This window comes from Streptosporangium sp. NPDC002721 (assembly GCF_042888905.1).
Classification (GTDB): Bacteria; Actinomycetota; Actinomycetes; order Streptosporangiales; family Streptosporangiaceae; genus Streptosporangium.
This window is the reverse complement of record NZ_JBIAQI010000003.1, coordinates 263509-282028: the sequence shown is the minus strand read 5'-3', so window position 1 is coordinate 282028 and position 18520 is coordinate 263509. Positions and strand designations below refer to the sequence as shown.

The 18520-nt window shown below is 68.8% G+C and carries 16 protein-coding genes and 1 tRNA gene; 4 read left to right on the top strand and 13 right to left on the bottom strand.

Annotated features, from left to right (window positions below):
• Positions 1-28: 28 nt before the first annotated feature.
• The 3 genes from ACFYWM_RS05410 to istA all read right to left on the bottom strand — a co-directional run bounded on the left by ACFYWM_RS05410 (position 29) and on the right by istA (position 3027).
• The gene (locus ACFYWM_RS05410; RefSeq protein ID WP_389908899.1) at positions 29-475 is read right to left on the bottom strand and encodes a hypothetical protein; all 447 of its coding nucleotides are present in this window, start codon (positions 473-475) and stop codon (positions 29-31) included.
• A gap of 99 nt (positions 476-574) precedes the next feature.
• Positions 575-1366 (bottom strand): IS21-like element helper ATPase IstB, encoded by a 792-nt coding sequence (gene istB, locus ACFYWM_RS05405; protein ID WP_389908896.1) that lies wholly within the window; start codon positions 1364-1366, stop codon positions 575-577.
• Positions 1363-3027: an IS21 family transposase gene (gene istA, locus ACFYWM_RS05400; protein ID WP_389909332.1), complete on the bottom strand. Its 1665-nt coding sequence runs from the start codon at positions 3025-3027 to the stop codon at positions 1363-1365. Before istA ends, istB begins: the two co-directional genes overlap by 4 nt.
• A 239-nt stretch (positions 3028-3266) precedes the next feature.
• Between istA and ACFYWM_RS05395 the strand changes: the two genes are divergently transcribed.
• Positions 3267-3803, top strand: a complete 537-nt coding sequence (locus tag ACFYWM_RS05395) for a site-specific integrase (protein WP_389908893.1) — start codon at positions 3267-3269, stop codon at positions 3801-3803.
• A gap of 63 nt (positions 3804-3866) precedes the next feature.
• Here the strand turns inward: ACFYWM_RS05395 and ACFYWM_RS05390 are convergent.
• The 10 genes from ACFYWM_RS05390 to dnaA form a co-directional block, all read right to left on the bottom strand.
• Positions 3867-3943: transfer RNA gene (locus ACFYWM_RS05390), tRNA-Ile, on the bottom strand.
• 142 nt (positions 3944-4085) lie between these two features.
• On the bottom strand, positions 4086-4823 hold the full coding sequence (locus tag ACFYWM_RS05385) for a DUF3566 domain-containing protein (protein ID WP_389908890.1): 738 nt from the start codon (positions 4821-4823) through the stop codon (positions 4086-4088).
• A 182-nt stretch (positions 4824-5005) separates the two neighbouring features.
• On the bottom strand, positions 5006-7555 hold the full coding sequence (gene gyrA, locus ACFYWM_RS05380; protein ID WP_389908887.1) for a DNA gyrase subunit A: 2550 nt from the start codon (positions 7553-7555) through the stop codon (positions 5006-5008).
• Positions 7556-7586: 31 nt separating this feature from the next.
• Positions 7587-9539, bottom strand: a complete 1953-nt coding sequence (gene gyrB, locus ACFYWM_RS05375) for a DNA topoisomerase (ATP-hydrolyzing) subunit B (RefSeq protein WP_389908884.1) — start codon at positions 9537-9539, stop codon at positions 7587-7589.
• 298 nt (positions 9540-9837) lie between these two features.
• Positions 9838-10356 (bottom strand): DUF721 domain-containing protein, encoded by a 519-nt coding sequence (locus ACFYWM_RS05370; RefSeq protein ID WP_389908881.1) that lies wholly within the window; start codon positions 10354-10356, stop codon positions 9838-9840.
• Positions 10357-10435: 79 nt separating this feature from the next.
• Entirely contained in the window at positions 10436-11617 is a 1182-nt protein-coding gene (gene recF, locus ACFYWM_RS05365) for a DNA replication/repair protein RecF (protein WP_389908878.1), read from the bottom strand.
• A 173-nt stretch (positions 11618-11790) separates the two neighbouring features.
• Positions 11791-12735 (bottom strand): phosphogluconate dehydrogenase (NAD(+)-dependent, decarboxylating), encoded by a 945-nt coding sequence (gene gnd / locus ACFYWM_RS05360; RefSeq protein WP_389908875.1) that lies wholly within the window; start codon positions 12733-12735, stop codon positions 11791-11793.
• A gap of 32 nt (positions 12736-12767) precedes the next feature.
• A complete protein-coding gene (locus ACFYWM_RS05355; protein ID WP_389908872.1) occupies positions 12768-13628 on the bottom strand; it encodes a 3-keto-5-aminohexanoate cleavage protein in 861 nt (286 codons plus the stop codon).
• Complete coding sequence (gene dnaN / locus ACFYWM_RS05350; RefSeq protein WP_389908869.1) at positions 13628-14767, bottom strand: DNA polymerase III subunit beta; 1140 nt, start codon at positions 14765-14767, stop codon at positions 13628-13630. The genes ACFYWM_RS05355 and dnaN overlap by 1 nt, the downstream gene beginning before the upstream one ends.
• A gap of 575 nt (positions 14768-15342) precedes the next feature.
• On the bottom strand, positions 15343-17085 hold the full coding sequence (dnaA, locus tag ACFYWM_RS05345; RefSeq protein WP_389908866.1) for a chromosomal replication initiator protein DnaA: 1743 nt from the start codon (positions 17083-17085) through the stop codon (positions 15343-15345).
• A 531-nt stretch (positions 17086-17616) separates the two neighbouring features.
• Here dnaA and rpmH point away from each other — a divergent pair.
• The 3 genes from rpmH (at position 17617) to yidD (ending at position 18516) form a co-directional block, all read left to right on the top strand.
• Complete coding sequence (rpmH, locus tag ACFYWM_RS05340; RefSeq protein ID WP_329088117.1) at positions 17617-17754, top strand: 50S ribosomal protein L34; 138 nt, start codon at positions 17617-17619, stop codon at positions 17752-17754.
• A 109-nt stretch (positions 17755-17863) separates the two neighbouring features.
• Positions 17864-18238 carry a ribonuclease P protein component gene (gene rnpA, locus ACFYWM_RS05335; RefSeq protein WP_389908862.1) on the top strand — a complete coding sequence of 125 codons (375 nt, stop codon included), beginning with the start codon at positions 17864-17866 and terminating at the stop codon, positions 18236-18238.
• Positions 18238-18516 (top strand): membrane protein insertion efficiency factor YidD, encoded by a 279-nt coding sequence (yidD, locus tag ACFYWM_RS05330; RefSeq protein ID WP_326646938.1) that lies wholly within the window; start codon positions 18238-18240, stop codon positions 18514-18516. The genes rnpA and yidD overlap by 1 nt, the downstream gene beginning before the upstream one ends.
• Positions 18517-18520: the final 4 nt, after the last annotated feature.

Genomic DNA, 18520 nt, shown 5'->3' with positions numbered 1-18520 from the left:
GGGGCTCGGGGGGCCTGGCGGGTGTCGGCTATCGGAAGAGGTCTTGTCCGTCGCGGCCGGAGGGGTCCGTGCTGAGAAGGTCTTCGTGAAGTCCTTGGACTGTTCGGCCGGTGAGGTGGCCCTCTGGCGTGGTTTCCCTCAGGCTCCAGCCGGGTGCTGTGTGGTTGCACTCCGATGCCGTGAGGTGTGCGAGTAGGCCGAACGCTGTTTCGTAGGCGATTGCGCGGGCGAGTGTCGTCAGGTCGTCGCGGTCTGCTCCCGCAGTCAGCAGACGAGCGCCTGCGGGGATGTTGTTCAAGACATTGGTCCAGCTGTTGATGAACTCGGGCCAGATGTTTCGCAGGACCAGGAACCGGGCCAGTTGGGGGATGTTCTCGGAGATCTCTGAGAGGGCCCATTCTTCGGGGTTATTGGCTCCAAGTTCGGTGAAGCGATCACGCAGAGCGGTCGCCGCGTCCCGATCCTGGTCGCTCATGCTGGCCAGAGCCTCGGCCCATCGGGACTCGTGAGAGGTCGACATACCTAAGACGATCCCACCCTGACCTGAGCGCTCTGACCGGCAGATACCCTTTGATCACGAAGGCTCCGCGGCTTGGCGGGCGCGGGTGTGGGCGAGCCGGTAGGACTCGGTGCCAGTTTCGATGATGGCGCCGTTGAAGGTGAGCCGGTCGACGATCGCGGCGCAAAGGCGTGGTTCGGTGAAGGTCTTGGTCCATCCGCCGAAACTCTCGTTGGAGGCGATGGCGACGCTTGCTTTCTCTTCACGTTCGGTGAGGACTTGGAAGAGCAGGTCAGCGCCTCGTTTGTCGAGTTCCATGTAGCCGAGTTCGTCGATGCAGAGAAGGTCGACACGTCCGTAACGGGCGATGGTCTTGTTGAGGACGAGTTCGTCGGCTGCCTCAACAAGTTCGTTAACAAGCTTGGCCGCCAAAACGTATTTGACCCGGTAGCCGGCCATGGCTGCTGCGGCGCCCAGGGCGATGAGCAGGTGGGACTTGCCGGTGCCCGAGTCGCCGATGAGGCAGAGCGGGTGACCGTTCTTGACCCAGTCGCCTTTGGCGAGGGTGTGGATGACGGCGGGGTTGATGCCGGGGTTGGCGGAGAAGTCGAAGTCGGTCAGCCACTTCTCGCGCGGGAACCCTGCGGCCTTGATGCGCCGTTCGGAGCGGCGGCGCTGGCGGTCTTCGCATTCGGCCATGAGGAGCTCGGCCAGGAAGCCGCGATAGGTGAGCTGCTCGCGGTCGGCGGCATCGGAGATCGCGGCGAACTGATTGCGTAGGGTCGGCAGCCGGAGCATCCGGCAGGCCTGGTCGATGGCGGCGTCGGCGGCGGGTTCGGTCAGTCCTCGTTGAGGTTTGAAGGTCATGAGGCATCTCCCTGGCTGGCGGCGGATGGGCGATCACGGCGGCGCAACAGCTGGTCGTAGGCGGCGACTGAGGGCAACGGCCGGGAATCGACCGGTAACGTCGTCAGCCGCCGCTGGGTGAGGGAGGCGACGTCATCAGGAATCTCGGCCGGGTTGCCGACCGGGCGTGATCCAGGGGTGGTGTGCTGAGGTTCAGCGCTGCCGACCTGATCGGCTTGGGCGGCTTTGCGGGCTTCGACCGCGACAACGTCCGCAGAGAGCGCACCAACGCTCAACGCCATGGCGATCCCGGCGACGACGTGGTCGTGCGCCATGGTCCGGTGCAAGAGCAGAACCTCGATCAGCGCCCGGGTCCCATCAGCGTCGCCGTGGGCTCGGCGGACCGCCGCCCACCACGCGTCATGAACCGGGGTGAACTTACCGGTCTGGCGCGCCTGCTCCAGCGCGGTTGAGCCCGGCAACGCGCCGGGCTTGCGCATCAGGATTTCCAGATAGTGGTCCAGGTCCAGGCGGGACTGGTGCCGGGTGCCCATCCGCTCATGCCGGGCGACCTCGGTCCGCCCGTCGAAGACCACCAGCTCAGATGCGTGAAGCAGGACCCGGACCTGCCGGCCGATGAGCCGGACCGGCACCGAGTAGTGGTTCATCCGAACACAGATCTGCGCCCTGCGATCCACCCGCGGATGAAAGACCCGCCCGGTCTCGAATGGCTCCTCGGGCAGCGGCTGCAGCAAGGGCTGTTCAGTCGCAAAGTCCTCGCTGATCGTGCGGGCCCGAGCCCCGATCCGCCGGTGGTCGTCTTCAGCTTCCCAATCCTCGATCATGGCGTTCAGCTCCGCGAGGGATGCGACCTGCGGGACCGGGACCAGATGGTTGCGGCGAAACCGGCCTACCTCTCCCTCGACTCCGCCCTTCTCATGAGCCCCGTCTTTGCCGGGACGGCAGTAGAAGACGTCCAGGCCGTAGTGGGAGCGAAACGCCACCCACCGCTCGTTCTCCACCCGGGCTCGTGACAACCCGACGACCTGTGCAACCGCGGCCCGCAGATTGTCGTAGCGGACCTTGCCCGTCGGGATTCCACCCAGCACCCTGAAAGCGTGCGCGTGTCCCTCGAAGAACGCCTCCTGACCCGCCGTCGCGGTGATGCGGTGTACTGCCTTGCCCGAATACGACAGGCGGAACACGAACAAGAAGCAACTGGTCATCACCCCGCCGAGGTCCACCCAGACTTCCCCGAAGTCAACCTCGGCCTCGACCCCCGGCCGGTGGACCTGGTCGATCGGAACCTCGGGCAGCACGATCCGTCCCGCCTCGGCCAAGATCTGCGGGCGACGTTCTCCAACGTAGTTACAGACCGTCGAGTACGAGACCGCTTCCATCTCATGCTCGGCGACCAGCCGATTGAAGATCCGCCGCACCGTATGCCGCTGCTTGCGCGGAGCATCCAGATCAGCCCGCAACATCTCATCAATCACAGGCTTGAACCGATCAAGCCGCGACGACCTCCGCGCCGGCTTCTTCCGCTGCGCAGGCCACGCAGACGACAAAGCCTCGCGAACCGTCCGGCGATGCACCCCGTACTTCTTCGCCAACGCCCGCACCGACAGGCCTCCCAGCCGCGAGTCCCTACGGATCGCCGCGAACTGCTCCACCCTGCTCAGTGCCACACCCACCCCCAAGGGCCGCTCAGCACGCCGAGCGTCTCACCACAACCACCTGGGTGGGGCCAAATCTCGCTGAACAGTAACCGCTCGGCTACACAGTGGGGCCAGTCCTAACTCGCCAACTGGAGCCAAGAAGCGCTGTTACAACCAACTCCCAGCGTAATCAGCCCTGGACAGCCGACGAGGCAAGGGCCTTCCTTCGGGTCGCGCGCTTCGATCCGCTGTATCCGGCCTTCGTGCTCCTGCTGCTATACGGCCTTCGCAGGGGTGAAGCCCTGGGGCTCCGCTGGGTAGATGTGGACTTCGACGAGGGGCACGTCAACATCCGCCGCCAACTCGTCCGTGTCGGTAAGGAGCTGCACCATGGGCCGGTGAAGACCAGGACAGGAAACCGCTCGCTGCCTCTCCTCGGTGTCGTCCGTGAAGCCTTGGAGGTGCAGCGGGGCGGGCAGAAGATCCGCCAGGAGGAAGCGGGTGAAGATTGGGTGGACACCGGGCTCGTGTTCACGACAAAGTCGGGCCGGCCAATCGAGCCGCGTAATCTCGCCCGGTCCTTCGCCCGGATCGTGGAGGCGAACAAGCTGCGGCTGATCCGGGTTCACGACCTGCGGCACACGGCCGCGTCGCTGCTCAAGAAACTAGGTGTCGCGCCGCGTGACGCGATGGAGATTCTCGGGCACAGCCGCATCTCGGTCACGATGGAGATCTACACACATGGGGACGGTGAGAGCCGCCAAGACGCCATCAAGAAAGTCAACGGACTGTTCGAATGAGGCCGTTGCAGTACCCGTTGCAGCAAAATGCCCCGGAGCATGATCGCTTCGGGGCGTTTTCGCTGGTGGGGCTACCAGGACTTGAACCTGGGACCTCTTCCTTATCAGGGAAGCGCTCTAACCGTCTGAGCTATAGCCCCTCATCACACAGACGAACGGTGTCACATCCGCTTGACGGAGGCGAACCCGTTCGCTCGAACAGGGAAAAGCTTACCCTGTTTCGGTACCTGCTCGCGCCATGTCCCCGCCCTCGAAAGAGGGCGGGGACACGCGACAGACCGGTTACTCGGCCTCGCTGAAAGTGACCTCGACGCCGCCGACCAGGTCGGAGGCGACGTTGTAGATCACCGCACCGAGGGTGGCGAGGGCGGTGATCAGCACGACGTTCACCGCGCCGATCAGGGCGGTGTAGCCCAGGATGCGGACCGGCTCGAACCAGGAGGCGATGTCGACGCCGCTGGTGGCCTTGCCGTCGGCCGTCGTCAGCTGGGTGACCGTCTGGATGATGTTCTCGAATACCCCGAGGCCGGACAGCACCATGTAGAGCACCGCGACCGCGATGAACAGCACCACGAAGCAGACCAGCGACACGACGAAGCTGAACTTCATGGCCGACCACGGCTCGACCCTGCGCAGCACCAGGTGTGCCTTGCGGGGCGACCTGGCACCGCCGAGGTCCTTGGCCTTCCTGCCGGACGCGTCCGACGGGGCCTCGGGCGACGACAGGCTGCCGGGCGACCACGCGGCGCGGTTGTTCTGCTGGCCGGCCGGGGGACGGCCCTGCTGCCCGCCGGGCGGAGGCGAGGACGGGGCGACCGGGGAACGCCCCTGCTGCCCTCCCGGTGAAGGTGAGGGCGAGGCCACCGGGGGACGGCCCTGCTGCCCGCCGGGCGGGGGCGAGGACTGCGGTGTCGGGGGCGGGGCGGGCGACTGCAGCGAGGGCGCGGAGGGCGGTGGGGATCCGCTTGGACGGATCCGCACCGTGGTGTCGGCCTGCTTGCCGTCCTCTGTCGTCGTCACTTTTTTCCTGCCCTTGCGATCGTCGGATACCGATTCATCGGTCCCCGGCGCGGGCGCGCTACCGTTAACCGGTGACGAGGCCGCCTCGACGTCCTTCGTTCCAGCGGTCTTGTCCATCTTCTCCGTCGCCTGATCGCGTGTCGAGGAAGAGGCGGGGCGCGATCCCGGCTTGCCCTGAGCACTCACGGATTCTCCCCTTCCCCGTTGTCACCGGTCTCCACCTGCACTTCGGCGCTTTCTTCGGTGACCAAGCCTTCTCCGGTCTCCAGCGCCTCCGCGTTACGGGCCAGCGCCACGACGCTGTCCCCCTCCGCCAGATTCATCAGCCGAACCCCCATCGTCTGGCGGCCAGACTGCTTGATCTCCCCGGCACTCGTCCGGATAACCCCTCCGGCGGACGTGATCGCGAAAACCTCGTCCTCGGGTCTGACCATGACCGCGCCAACCAGCTTGCCACGAGCGCTGACGATCTTGGCGGTCAGGACTCCCTTTCCGCCCCTTCCCTGGAGAGGGTACTGATCGACGGGGGTGCGCTTGGCGTATCCGCCCTCGGTCGCGATGAGCACGTTGTCGCCGTCGGCGATGCGGTTCATCGCCAGGAGCTCGTCGCCGTCGAGGAAGCGCATGCCGATCACACCGCTGGTCGCCCTGCCCATCGGGCGCATGGCCTCGTCGGAGGCCGTGAAGCGGATGGACTGGGCGCCACGCGAGACGAGGAGGAGGTCGTCGTCCTCCGACACCAGCCTGGCGGCGATCACCTCGTCGTCCTCGCGCAGGTTGATCGCGATGAGGCCGCCCGTGCGCGGCGAGTCGTACTCGGAGAGGCGCGTCTTCTTCACCAGGCCGCTGCGGGTGGCGAGCACGAGGTACGGGGCGACCTCGTAGTCGCGCAGGTCGAGGACCTCCATCACGACCTCGTCCGGCTGCATGGCCAGCAGGTTCGCCAGGTGCTGCCCGCGCGCGTCGCGGCCGGAGTCGGGCAGCTCGTACGCCTTGACCCGGTAGACGCGGCCCTTGTTCGTGAAGAACAGCAGCCAGTGGTGGGTCGTGGTGACGAAGAAGTGGTCGACGATGTCGTCCTGGCGCAGCTGCGCGCCCCGCACGCCCTTGCCGCCGCGCTTCTGCGCCCGGTAAAGGTCCGTGTTGGTCCGCTTGGCGTAGCCGCCACGGGTGATCGTGACGACCATGTCCTCCTCGGCCAGGAGGTCCTCGATCGACATGTCGCCCTCGTAGGCGATGATGTCGGTCTTGCGCTCGTCGCCGTACCGCGCGGTGAGCTCGGAGAGCTCGTCCTGGACGATCGTGCGCTGCCGCTCGGGCGAGGCGAGGATCGCCTGGTACTCGGTGATCTGCGCCATCAGCGAGTCGTACTCGTCGGTGATCTGCTGGCGCTCCAGGGCGGCCAGCTTGCGCAGCTGCATGTCGAGGATGGCCTGCGCCTGGATCTCGTCGATCTCCAGCAGCGTCATCAGGCCGCCCTGCGCCGCGGACGCCGAGGGCGACTGCCGGATCAGGGCGATGACCTCGTCCATCCGCTCCAGGGCCTTGAGCAGCGCGCGCAGGATGTGCGCCCGCTCCTCGGCCTTGCGCAGCAGGTAGCGGGTCCTGCGGACCACGACCTCGATCTGGTGCGCCACGTAGTGGCGGACGAACTGGTCGAGCCTGAGCGTGCGCGGCACGCCGTCGACCAGGGCCAGCATGTTGGCGCCGAAGGTGGTCTGCAGCTGGGTGTGCTTGAAGAGGTTGTTCAGCACGACCTTGGCGACCGCGTCGCGCTTGAGCACGATCACCAGGCGCTGGCCGACGCGCGAGGAGCTCTCGTCGCGGACGTCGGCGATGCCGCTGATCCGGCCGTCCTTGACCGCCTCGGCGATGGTCAGCGCGAGGTTGTCCGGGTTGACCTGGTACGGAAGCTCGGTGACGACCAGGCACTGGCGGCCCTTGGCGTCCTCCTCGACCTCGACGATCGCCCGCATGGTGATCGAGCCGCGCCCGGTGCGGTACGCGTCGTCGATGCCGCGCCGGCCGACGATCAGCGCGCCGGTGGGGAAGTCGGGCCCCTTGACGCGGGCGATCAGCGCTTCGAGGAGCTCCTCGTCGTCGGCGTCGGGGTTCTGCAGGCACCAGACGATGCCGCCGGCCACCTCCCGCAGGTTGTGCGGCGGGATGTTGGTGGCCATGCCGACCGCGATGCCCGCCGCCCCGTTGACCAGCAGGTTGGGGAAGCGCGAGGGCAGGACCAGCGGCTCCTGGGAGCGCCCGTCGTAGTTGGGGACGAGATCGACGGTGTCCTTGTCGATGTCGCGCAGCATCTCCATGGCGATGGGCGCGAGCTTGCACTCGGTGTAGCGCATCGCCGCCGGCGGGTCGTTGCCCGGCGAGCCGAAGTTGCCCTGCCCGTCGACCAGGGTGTAGCGCAGCGACCAGGGCTGGGCCATCCGCACCACGGTGGCGTAGATCGACGCGTCGCCGTGCGGGTGGTAGGAGCCCATGACGTCACCGACGACGCGGGAGCACTTGAAGTAGCCGCGGTCGGGCCGGTAGCCGCCGTCGTACATGGCGTACAGCACGCGGCGGTGCACCGGCTTGAGGCCGTCACGGACGTCCGGCAGCGCGCGCGAGACGATGACCGACATCGCGTAGTCCATGTAGCTGCGCTGCATCTCGGACTGGATGTCGACCGGCTCGACGCGGTCGGTCGGAGGGCCGGGCGGAGTGTTGACTTCCGTCACAGGTCAAGATCCTTTTCTGGTACGGCTACCGCTACACGTCGAGGAAACGGACGTCCCGGGCGTTCCTGATGATGAAGGAGCGGCGGGCTTCGACGTCCTCACCCATGAGCACGCTGAACAGCTCGTCGGCCTGGGCCGCGTCGTCGAGGGTGACCTGGAGGAGAAGGCGGGTGTCGGGGTTCATGGTGGTGTCCCAGAGCTGGCCGGCGTTCATCTCGCCCAGACCCTTGAAGCGCTGCACGTTGTCGCGCGGCCGGGGGTCGGGCTTGCCCGCGTCGATGCCGGCCTGGATGACCACGTCGCGCTCGCGGTCGGAGTAGGCGTAGGAGGCGTCCTCACCCTTGCGGTCCCACTTGATCTTGTAGAGGGGCGGCTGGGAGAGGTAGACGTGCCCGGCCTCGATCAGGGGCCGCATGAAGCGGAACAGCAGGGTGAGCAGCAGCGTGGTGATGTGCTGGCCGTCGACGTCGGCGTCCGCCATCAGGATGAGCTTGTGGTAGCGGAGCTTGGAGATGTCGAACTCGTCGTGCACGCCCGTGCCCATGGCGGTGATCAGCGCCTGGACCTCGTTGTTCTGCAGGACCTTGTCGATCCGGGCCTTCTCGACGTTGAGGATCTTGCCGCGGATCGGGAGGATCGCCTGGAACTTGGAGTCGCGGCCGCCCTTGGCGGAGCCGCCCGCCGAGTCGCCCTCGACGATGTACAGCTCGCACTTCTCCGGGTCGCTCCACTGGCAGTCGGCCAGCTTGCCCGGCAGCCCGGAGCCCGACTCCAGCAGCGACTTGCGCCGGGTCAGGTCGCGGGCCTGGCGGGCCGCGAGGCGGGCGCGGGAGGCCTGCAGGGACTTCGTGATGATGTCCTTGGCCTCGCCGGGGTTGCGCTCGAACCAGTCGCGCAGGTGGTCGTTGCACGCCTTCTGCACGAACGACTTCGCCTCGGTGTTGCCCAGCTTGGTCTTGGTCTGGCCCTCGAACTGCGGGTCGGTCAGCTTCACCGAGATGATCGCGGTGAGACCCTCGCGGATGTCCTCTCCGGCGAGGTTGTCGTCCTTGCCCTCCTTGAGGAACTTCTGCTCGCGCGCGTAGCGGTTGACGATGGACGTCAGCGCCGCGCGGAAGCCCTCCTCGTGGGTGCCGCCCTCGGCCGTGTTGATCGTGTTGGCGAAGGTGTAGACGGACTCGCTGTAGGAGTTGTTCCACTGCATCGCGATCTCGACGGCGATGCCCTCGCCCTGCTCCTCGAAGTCGATCACCGAGAGGTGGGCCGGCTCCTTCTTGGAGTTGAGGTGCTTGACGAAGTCGGACAGGCCGCCCTCGTAGTGGTACGTGGCCTCCCTGGGCTCGCCCTCCTCGCCCTCGGCGAACTCGGGGCGCTCGTCCCTGATGGAGATCGTCAGGCCCTTGTTGAGGAAGGCCATCTCCTGGAAGCGGCGCGCGAGGGTCTCGAAGTGCCAGGTCGTGGTCTCGAAGATGGTCTCGTCGGCCCAGAAGGTGATCGAGGTGCCGGTCTCGTCGGTCTTCTCGCCCTTGGCCAGCTGGGCGGTGGGCCTGCTCTCGACGTAACTCTGCCGCCAGTGGTGGCCCTCGGTGCGGATCTCCACGTCGAGCTTGCTGGACAGCGCGTTGACGACGGAGACGCCCACGCCGTGCAGTCCGCCGGAGACGGCGTACGACTTGTCGTCGAACTTGCCTCCCGCGTGCAGCACGGTCAGGACGACCTCGACCGCGGGACGGTTCTCGCCGGGGACGATGCCGACCGGGATGCCACGGCCGTTGTCGACGACCCGCACGCCGTTGTCGGCGAGCAGGGTGACCTCGATCCGGTCGGCGTGCCCCGCCAGCGCCTCGTCGACGGAGTTGTCCACGACCTCGTAGACGAGGTGGTGCAGACCGCGCTCGCCGGTGGAGCCGATGTACATGCCTGGGCGCTTACGGACCGCCTCGAGCCCTTCGAGAACGGTGATTGAGCTAGCGTCGTAGGACAAGTGCGAAATCCTCCTGCCGCGGACACGCGGCAGGGAGACAACATGTAGCCCCGCCGTGCCCGTCACCGTCGTGAATGCCCCGATGCGTTCACCCAGGGGAGCCGGCATGCGCGCCGGGGGTGACACGCAAACGGACGTGTCCGGAATTCGATTTCATTCTAGCGGCTCAGAGCACATCATGTGGCATTGACGGCCTCTGGAATGGCCTGTCGCGCGACGATCATCGCCTTGGACATCCCCCTACGGGGACGGGGTTCACCGCGCCAGAGGGGCCGCTGATCCGTTTTCGAGCCCCGGATCAGCCGTACGTGTCGCCCGGGCCGCGGCTTCCGGTGACGCGCAGGCCGCCGCTGGAGCGGGGGCCGTTCTGCGGCCCGCGAACTTTTACCTTTTGCACCGTTCCGTCCCCGAGTTCCTCGTTCAACCTCCTGATGAGCGTCCTCGCCATCATGCGCACCTGGGTGGCCCAGGCGGTGGAGTCGGCGATCACCACGACCTCGCCGTCGGCGAAGGTCTCCGGCTTGGTGTGGGCCGCCATGACCGGGCCGACGATCTCGGGCCAGCGACCGAAAACCCCGCCGATCGCGGCGGGCTGCTCCCAGCCCCGGTCGGACAGCAGGTCGGCGATGGCCCTGCCGAAGAGCTGGGGGTCGCCGGAGTCCCTGCGCGGCCCCGACGCCCTGCGCCGCGGCTCGCGGCGGGGCAGCTGCCCCCGTCTGGCGGCGTCCGACTTGGCCTGGGCCAGCTTCTCCCTGGCCATCGCGGCCCCCTTGGCGGCCGCGCTCCTCGCGGAACCGGCCGCTGCCCCGTCGTCCACAGGCGTACCGCCCGCACCGCCCGGCGCGGGTGCCGCGCCGGCCTGGCCCGGCCCCGGGCCCCCCGCGCCCCCTCCGGCGTCATCGGACACGGGCCACGCCCCCCTCGGTCACGTCGAAGCGGCTCCCGGCCAGCTCTCCCGGCACGTCGTCGGGGACCGCGGCGGTGATCAGCACCTGCTCGGCGGGGGCGACCATCTCGGCCAGGCGGCGCCTGCGCCTGTTGTCCAGCTCGGCGAAGACGTCGTCCAGGATCAGGACCGGGTCGCCGCCGTCGGCCCTGAGCAGGTCGTAGGCGGCGAGCCTGAGCGCCAGCGCGAACGACCACGACTCGCCGTGGCTGGCGTAGCCGCGCGCCGGCAGCTCGCCCAGGCCGAGGAACAGGTCGTCGCGGTGCGGGCCGACGAGGGTCACGCCGCGTTCGAGCTCGGCGGACCGGACCTCCAGCAGGCAGGCCCGCAGCCGCTCCGCCAGCTCGGCCCGGCCGGTCCCGGCGTCCGGGGGCAGGGTGCCGCGGTACTCCAGCCCGGCGGCGGCGGAGTCGGGCGCGAGGGAGGCGTACGAGGCGGCGACCAGCGGGCGCAGCGTCTCGACCAGCTCCAGCCTGGCCGCGAGCAGCTCGGCGCCGTGCGTGGCCAGGTGGGCGTCCCAGACCTCCAGGGTGCTCAGCGGGTCTCCCGCCCCCGCCTCGGCGAACGCCGCGTCGCTCTCGGCCCGCCGCGCGCTCCGGCTCCGGCCCGAGCCCCGCCGGGCCTGCGCGGCGGTGCGCAGCAGGGCGCCGCGCTGCTTGAGCACCCGGTCGTAGTCGGCGCGCACCCCTGCGAACCTGGGCGTCCTGGCCACCAGGAGGTCGTCGAGGAAACGGCGCCGCTCGGAGGGGTCGCCCTTGACCATGGCGAGGTCCTCGGGGGCGAACAGGACCGTGCGCAGCATGCCGACGATCTCGCGGGGACGGGAGACGGGCGAGCGGTTCAGCCTGGCCCGGTTGGCCCGGCCCGGGTTGATCTCCAGCTCGATCAGCGCGCGCCGGTCGTCGCGCACCACCGACGAGCGGACGATCGCCCGCGCCGCGCCCTGCCGGACCAGCGGCCCGTCGTTGGCGACCCGGTGGCTGGCCTGCGTCGCCACGTAACCCAGCGCCTCGACCAGGTTGGTCTTTCCCATGCCGTTGGGCCCGACGAAGGCCGTGACCCCCGGCTCCATGCCGAGGTCGACGGTTTCGTAGGACCGGAAGTCGGTCAGGGAGAGATGGGCGACATGCACCCCAGGAAGATTAGTCGGCCCCGCCCGTCACCGGGGCCCCCGCGTCCGTACGGCTCGCGCGGACTCGCGCGGGAGGCGCGAGCCGGGCGTGAGCCCCACCCTGAGGGCCCCCGCGTCCGTACGGCTCGCGCCCCGCCTTCTCCACAGGGCGCGGGCCGGGTGTGGACGAGCGGTCAGCCGGCCGCCTCGGCGGGGGGCGTGACGTCGGCGCCGGGGGAGTCGGCGCCCTTCTCCGCCGAGCCCGCCCTGGAGGTGACCGCGTGGCCGCCGAACTGGTTGCGCAGGGCCGCGACGACCTTCATCGCCGGCGAGTCGTCCTGGCGGGAGGCGAACCTGGCGTACAGGGCGGCGGTGATGACCGGCAGCGGGACCGCGTGCTCGACGGCGGCCTGCACCGCCCAGCGGCCCTCGCCCGAGTCCTGGGCGTAGCCCTCCAGCTCCGCCAGGGACGGGTCCTCGTCGAGCGCGCGGACCATCAGGTCGAGCAGCCAGGAGCGGATGACCGTGCCCTGGCGCCAGCTCTTGAAGGAGCCCGCCACGTCGGTCACGATGTCGGAGGCTTCCAGCAGCTCCCAGCCCTCGGCGAAGGCCTGCATCATGCCGTACTCGATGCCGTTGTGGACCATCTTGGCGAAGTGGCCGGCGCCGGCCGTGCCGGCGTGCACGAAGCCGTCCTCGCCCTCGGGCTTGAGGGTCTCGAAGATCGGCATGACCCGCTCGACGTCGGCCTTGTCGCCGCCGACCATGAGCGCGTAGCCGTTCTGCAGCCCCCAGACGCCGCCGCTCACGCCGCAGTCGACGAAGCCGACGCCCTTGGCGGCGAGCGTGGCGCCGTGCTTCCGGTCGTCGACGTAGTGCGAGTTGCCGCCGTCGACGAGGATGTCGCCGGGCGAGAGCAGGTCGCCGAGCGCCTCGACCGTCGCCCGGGTCGGGTCGCCGGAGGGCACCATGACCCACACGGTGCGCGGCGCCTGGAGCCGCTCCACGAGCTCCTCCAGGCCTGGGACGTCGCTGACCGCGGGGTCGCGGTCGTACCCGACGACCTCGTGACCTCCGCGGCGCAGGCGCTCGGCCATGTTGCCGCCCATCTTGCCCAGCCCGACCATGCCGATCTGCATACGAGCACCCCCTTCAGGGTTTCATCATTCACCTACGCCAGGCGTGCCCGCGCAAGCCTTACCAGCTCGGCGTTCCCGCCGACAGGGTCACCCACAGGGCTGTGGAGGACGTCCTCCAGGCCGATGCGCGTGGCGAGTCCAGACTGCCCGGCCTCGTCCAGGAGAATCCACGTGGGGTCCCCCTCTCCGTGGAGCAGCCTCGGACCGGGGACGCCGAGCTCGGCGAGGCGGTCCAGGACGGCGCGCGCCCGGGGGAGCGCGGTGTCCGGCGGACCGCCGATGATCTCGACGAGCACCCGCACGCACTCAAGGCCGGTCGCGGCGAGCGCGTCGGCGTCCTCCACCGACCAGACCCCGGCCTCCACCTGCACGCCGAGCCGTCGCAGATCATGCCACAGGGTCTCGAAGCCGGGCTCGGAGAGGTTCACCGACGCGAAGTCCGGCCGCTCGCCGGGGGAGAGCGCGGCCCAGCCGCGGACGGCCTCGCGCCGCGCGCCCTCGTCCCGGCCGGTTATCCACAGCCCTGTGCTCACCCCCACGGGGAGGCCGGGGCAGGCCTCGCGCACGGCGCGCACGGCCGCCCCGATGTGCGCGGCGCTGAGCGACTCGCTGCCAGCCTCGTCGCGCGGATGCATGTGAACGGCGTCCGCACCCGCCCCACGCGCCCCACGGGCCGCCTCAGCGAGCTCCAGGGGGGTCAGGGGGAGGGCGGGGTGCTCGCCGGGCCTCCTGGCGCCGTTCAGGCACGCCTTGAGCCACGTCGCTCCCCCTCCGGCCCCGCCGCGCGCCTCGTGGTGCGTCTCGGCGGTCCTGTGGACGGCCGTTTCCGGTGCCCGGCCACTTTCACGGCCCGTCGCGGGAGCCACCGCGCCGGGCCGCAGCGGGGCCGTCATCAGCTGGACAGGCGGATGGGCATGATCAGGTAGCGGTAGTCGGGGACGCCGCCGTCGTCCGCGGGCTTGCCCCCGGTGAGGATGGCGGGCTTGGTGGACGTGGTCATCTGCAGGCGGGCCACGTCGGAGTCGATGGCGCCGAGGCCCTCCAGCAGGAACTGGTGGTTGAAGGCGATGTTGATGTCGTCGCCCTCGAAGTCGACGGGGAGCACCTCGACCGCCTGCGCCTCGTCGCCGCTGCCCGCCTCCAGGACGACCTCGTCGCCGCGGAAGGCCAGCCGCACGGGGGTGTTGCGCTCGGCGACCAGGGCCACGCGCTTGACGGCCTCGACGAAGGCGGCCGTCGGCAGCTCCGCGCGGGCGGAGAACTCCGTCGGCAGCAGCGAGCGGTACTTGGGGAACTCGGGGTCGAGCAGCCGGGTGGTGGTGCGGCGACCGGCGCTGGAGAAGCCGATCATGCCCTCGCCGGTGCCGCCGACCGAGCTCATCGCGATCTCGACCTCGGCGCCGGTGCCGCCCAGGGCCTTGGCCGTGTCGGCGAGGGTCCGGCCCGGGATCATCGCGATCGCCGAGAAGTCGGGCTGGCCCGGCTGCCACTTCAGCTCCCGTACGGCCAGGCGGTAGCGGTCGGTCGCCGCGAGCGTGACCGTGTCGCCCTCGATCTCCACGCGGACGCCGGTGAGCATCGGCAGGGTGTCGTCCTTGCCCGCGGCCACGGCGACCTGGCCGACGGCCGAGGCGAACACGTCGCTGCCGATCTTGCCGGCGGCGGGGGGCATGGTCGGCAGGGAGGGGTAGTCCTCCACAGGCATGGTGAGAAGTGTGAACCGGGCGCTGCCGCAGGTGACGACCGCCTTGGCGCCCTCCACCACGAAATCCACAGGCTGCGCGGGGAGCGCCCTGGTGATCTCGGCCAGAAGCCTGCCGGAGACGAGCACCACGCCCGCCTCGCCCGTCTGCAGTTCGAGGGTCACCTCGGCGGAGACCTCGTAGTCGAAGCCCGAGAGCTTGAGCTGCCCGTTCTCCGTGACCTCAAGACGCATGCCGGCCAGCACCGGCACGGAGGGACGCGCGGGCAGGCTGCGCGCCGTCCATGCGACCGCCTCAGCGAGCACGTCTCGGTCGACCCGGAACATCACGTGGATCTGCCTCCTGTGTGTCGAGCGCCATCCGCTCGGTGCCTGGGGTTCAAGTGTTCACTCTCGCGCACCTGCGCTCCCTCGGAACCCCTCTTATGGCTCTTGGGTTTCCTAGTTAGAGATACAAGTGGCCTTCGTATTAGGGGCTGTGGATACTGTGGAAAGCCATTGTTTCCGCAGGTCAAGTGCTGTTTTTTCATCCACCGGGGCTGTGGGCGGAGACTGTGGACAACTCTTGGGCCTGGGGAGAACCTCGGAGTACACACAGGCCGTCCCCAGATTCGGTGCCCTCTGTCCCCAAGTTTTCCACGAGGTTTCCCCAGGTTATCCACGGGGTAGGAGGTCGTTTTGTCCTTGTGGAAAACTCTCCCCACAGGGCGTCCCCAGGTTATCCACGAGTTGTCCCCAGGTTGTCCCCAAGTTCTCCCCAGAGTTGTCCACATGCCCAGAACGGCGTTCGGACCAGCGGGTTTCCATTTGGTCATGGTTTGAGGCATTGGAGCCTCCCGAGCCCCTGCGAACCGTTGATCCACAAGGTTTTCCACAGCCTGTGCATCACGGGGTGAGAAACCTCATCATCCATTGCGGGACTGCTGCTTGATCCGGGTCGTCAGTTCGTTGACCTGGTTGTAGATCGAGCGTCGCTCGGCCATCAGGGAGCGGATCTTGCGGTCGGCGTGCATGACCGTGGTGTGGTCGCGGCCGCCGAACTGCTGGCCGATCTTCGGCAGCGACATGTCGGTCAGCTCCCTGCACAGATACATGGCGATCTGGCGGGCGGTCACCAGGACCCGCGAGCGCGACCCGCCGCACAGGTCGTCGATCGACAGACCGAAGTAGGCGGCGGTGGAGGCCATGATCGTGGCGACGGTGATCTCCGAACCGGCGTCCTCGGTGATCAGGTCCTTGAGCACGACCTCGGTGAGCTGCAGGTCCACCGACTGCCGGTTCAGGCTCGCGAACGCGGTCACCCTGATCAGGGCGCCCTCCAGCTCGCGGATGTTGGTCGAGATGCGGCTCGCGATGTATTCGAGCACCTCGGGCGGCGCGGCCAGGCCCTCCTGGATCGCCTTCTTGCGCAGGATCGCGATCCGGGTCTCCAGCTCGGGCGGCTGGACGTCGGTGATCAGACCCCACTCGAACCGGTTGCGGAGCCGGTCCTCCAGCGTGACCAGCTGTTTCGGCGCCCGGTCGCTGGAGATGACGATCTGCTTGTTGGAGTTGTGCAGCGTGTTGAAGGTGTGGAAGAACTCCTCCTGCGTCTGCTCCTTGCCCTCCAGGAACTGGATGTCGTCCACCAGCAGGATGTCCACGGCCCGGTAGCGGCCCCGGAAGTTGTCGGCCTTGTGGTCGCGGATGGAGTTGATGAAGTCGTTGGTGAACTCCTCCGAGCTCACGTATCTCACCCGCGCGCCGTCGTACAGGCTCTGGGCGTAGTGGCCGATCGCGTGCAGCAGGTGGGTCTTGCCCAGGCCCGAGTCACCGTAGATGAACAGCGGGTTGTACGCCTTGGCCGGCGCCTCGGCCACCGCGACCGCCGCCGCGTGGGCGAACCGGTTGCTGGAGCCGATCACGAAGGTGTCGAAGGTGTACTTCGGGTTCAGCCGGGCCGGCTCCCCCGGCGTGCGGCTCCCGCGGCCGTCCCACCTGTTCTGCACGCCGCCGGCGCCGCCCGCGGCGGGCACCGGGGGCGCGCCGCGCTCGAAGGAGTCGGGCTCGGAGCGCGGCGGCGACGGCTGCGGGGTGTAGCCGCGGCCATATCCGGGGTTCTGCTCCCCCTGCGAGGGGGCCTGCGACGGCTCCGCCGGGAGGTACGGCTGGGGGGACTCCTCGCCCTGCTGGTACGGGTAGGAGAACGGCTGGGCCTGTGGATAGTCGGTGGACGGCTGCGCGGCCTGGTTGCCCCCGGGATAGGGGTGCTGGAGCCCGGAACCCCCGTGGTGCTGGCCCTGCGCGGGCTGTGCATAACCCTGCTGGGCCCCGCCACCCTGTGCATAACCCGGCGGCTGCGCCTGGGGATAAGCGTCCTGGCGGGGGGTGAGCCCGTTGTCCGGGCCCGCCGCGCTGGGGTCGACCATGACCGCCACCCGCATCGGGCGGCCGAACTCCTGGGAGAGCGCCTGGCTGATGAGCGGACGAAGCTTGTTCTCCAGGACATCCCTGGCGAAATCCGTGGGTGCGGCGAGCACCACGGTGTCGTTCATCAGGCCGAAGGGCCGGGTCATGTTGAGCCAGACCCGCTGCTGGGACGGGACGTTCTCGTTCAGCGAGTTCTCCAGGGCCCTCGCCCAGACCGCGCTGAGGTCCGTTCCGTCCATGGTCCGGCTCCCCTCCTCCCGACGCGGCCCCGCTGGCCTACCGCGATCTGTTTATCCACAATGGTGGCCGCCGGGCGCACCGGATCTCGTCGTTGTCCACATGCCGGGAGTCTCGTGGCCCCGTCGTGGGCGCCGTACGAAATCCACATCGAATCCACAGGCTGTGCACAGCCCGTTACCTGCGGTCCGACGCGTCCTCGCAGCGGAGAGAGGGTCTGGAAGGGCCGACAGTAGCCCTGTCCACAGCTGTGTACAAGACGTTGTCCACAGCCTAGTGGCGTACGAGGGGGACGGAGCGCACATCCTGTGGACGGCGAGGCGCCGGTGGATAACGTGCCTGTGGAAACGTGGATAACCTGGGTGGACGCGCTCCGGAACGCTCCCCGGTTTGACCTGGGACATGCCCGCCCCGTAGCGTACGAAGGTCGGCTTGCCATGCGGCGGCTATTTCGCATGCCCCGCGTCCGGCAGGCCAGCCATTGTCGAGCGTCCCCATGTGCTGGGGATGCGTCTTGAGCCTGGAGCCCACTCGTGAGCAAGCGTACTTTCCAGCCGAACAACCGCCGTCGTGCGAAGACCCACGGCTTCCGGCTCCGCATGCGCACCCGCGCCGGCCGCGCCATCCTTGCCGCTCGCCGTCGCAAGGGCCGCGCCGAGATCTCCGCCTGACGCATCCGTTGCGCCCGGTTCGCCGGGCCGAGGCAGTAACGCCCGTCGCCCGCCGGCATCGCTGTCGGCGGGCGACAGGCGTACCTGCCCAGGGTCACCAAGATCTCTCGTGCTGCCGTCCGGGTCCCGCATGCGCCGGGGCGACGAGTTCGCCGGCGCGGTCAGAAGGGGAAGCCGAGCAGGCCGTCCCACCCTGGTCGCGCATTTCGGCATGCGCGCTGACAGGGACGCTCCCCCCCTGGTCGGATTCGTGGTGAGCCGTGCCGTCGGAGGCGCGGTCATCAGAAATCGGGTCAAACGTCAGTTGAGACACCTCATGCGAGACCGTCTCGACCGGCTTCCGAGAGGTAGCCTGCTGGTGGTACGCGCCAATCCACCGGCCGCGTCCGCGCGAAGCGAGCGCATCGCCGCCGAACTCGACGTCGCGCTGGATCGTTTACTCAGGCGGCTGGAGCCCCCCGGGGCTCGCATGGATGGGCGATGATGACGGCGCAGCAGACCGCTGGAATTTCTCCGGCTGCCAGGATCCTGATGGCTCCGATCCGGTTCTACCGGGCCTTCGTGAGCCCTCTGCTGGGTCCCCGTTGCCGTTTCCACCCCTCGTGCAGTGCCTACGGCCTCGAAGCCGTGGCCGTTCACGGCGCGCTGCGCGGTACATGGTTGACGATCCGGAGAATCGGGCGTTGCCACCCATTCCATCCCGGAGGCTTTGACCCGGTGCCCCCGCGCCCGGGCCGGTCCGACGAAACGCAAGGGAGCTAGCTCG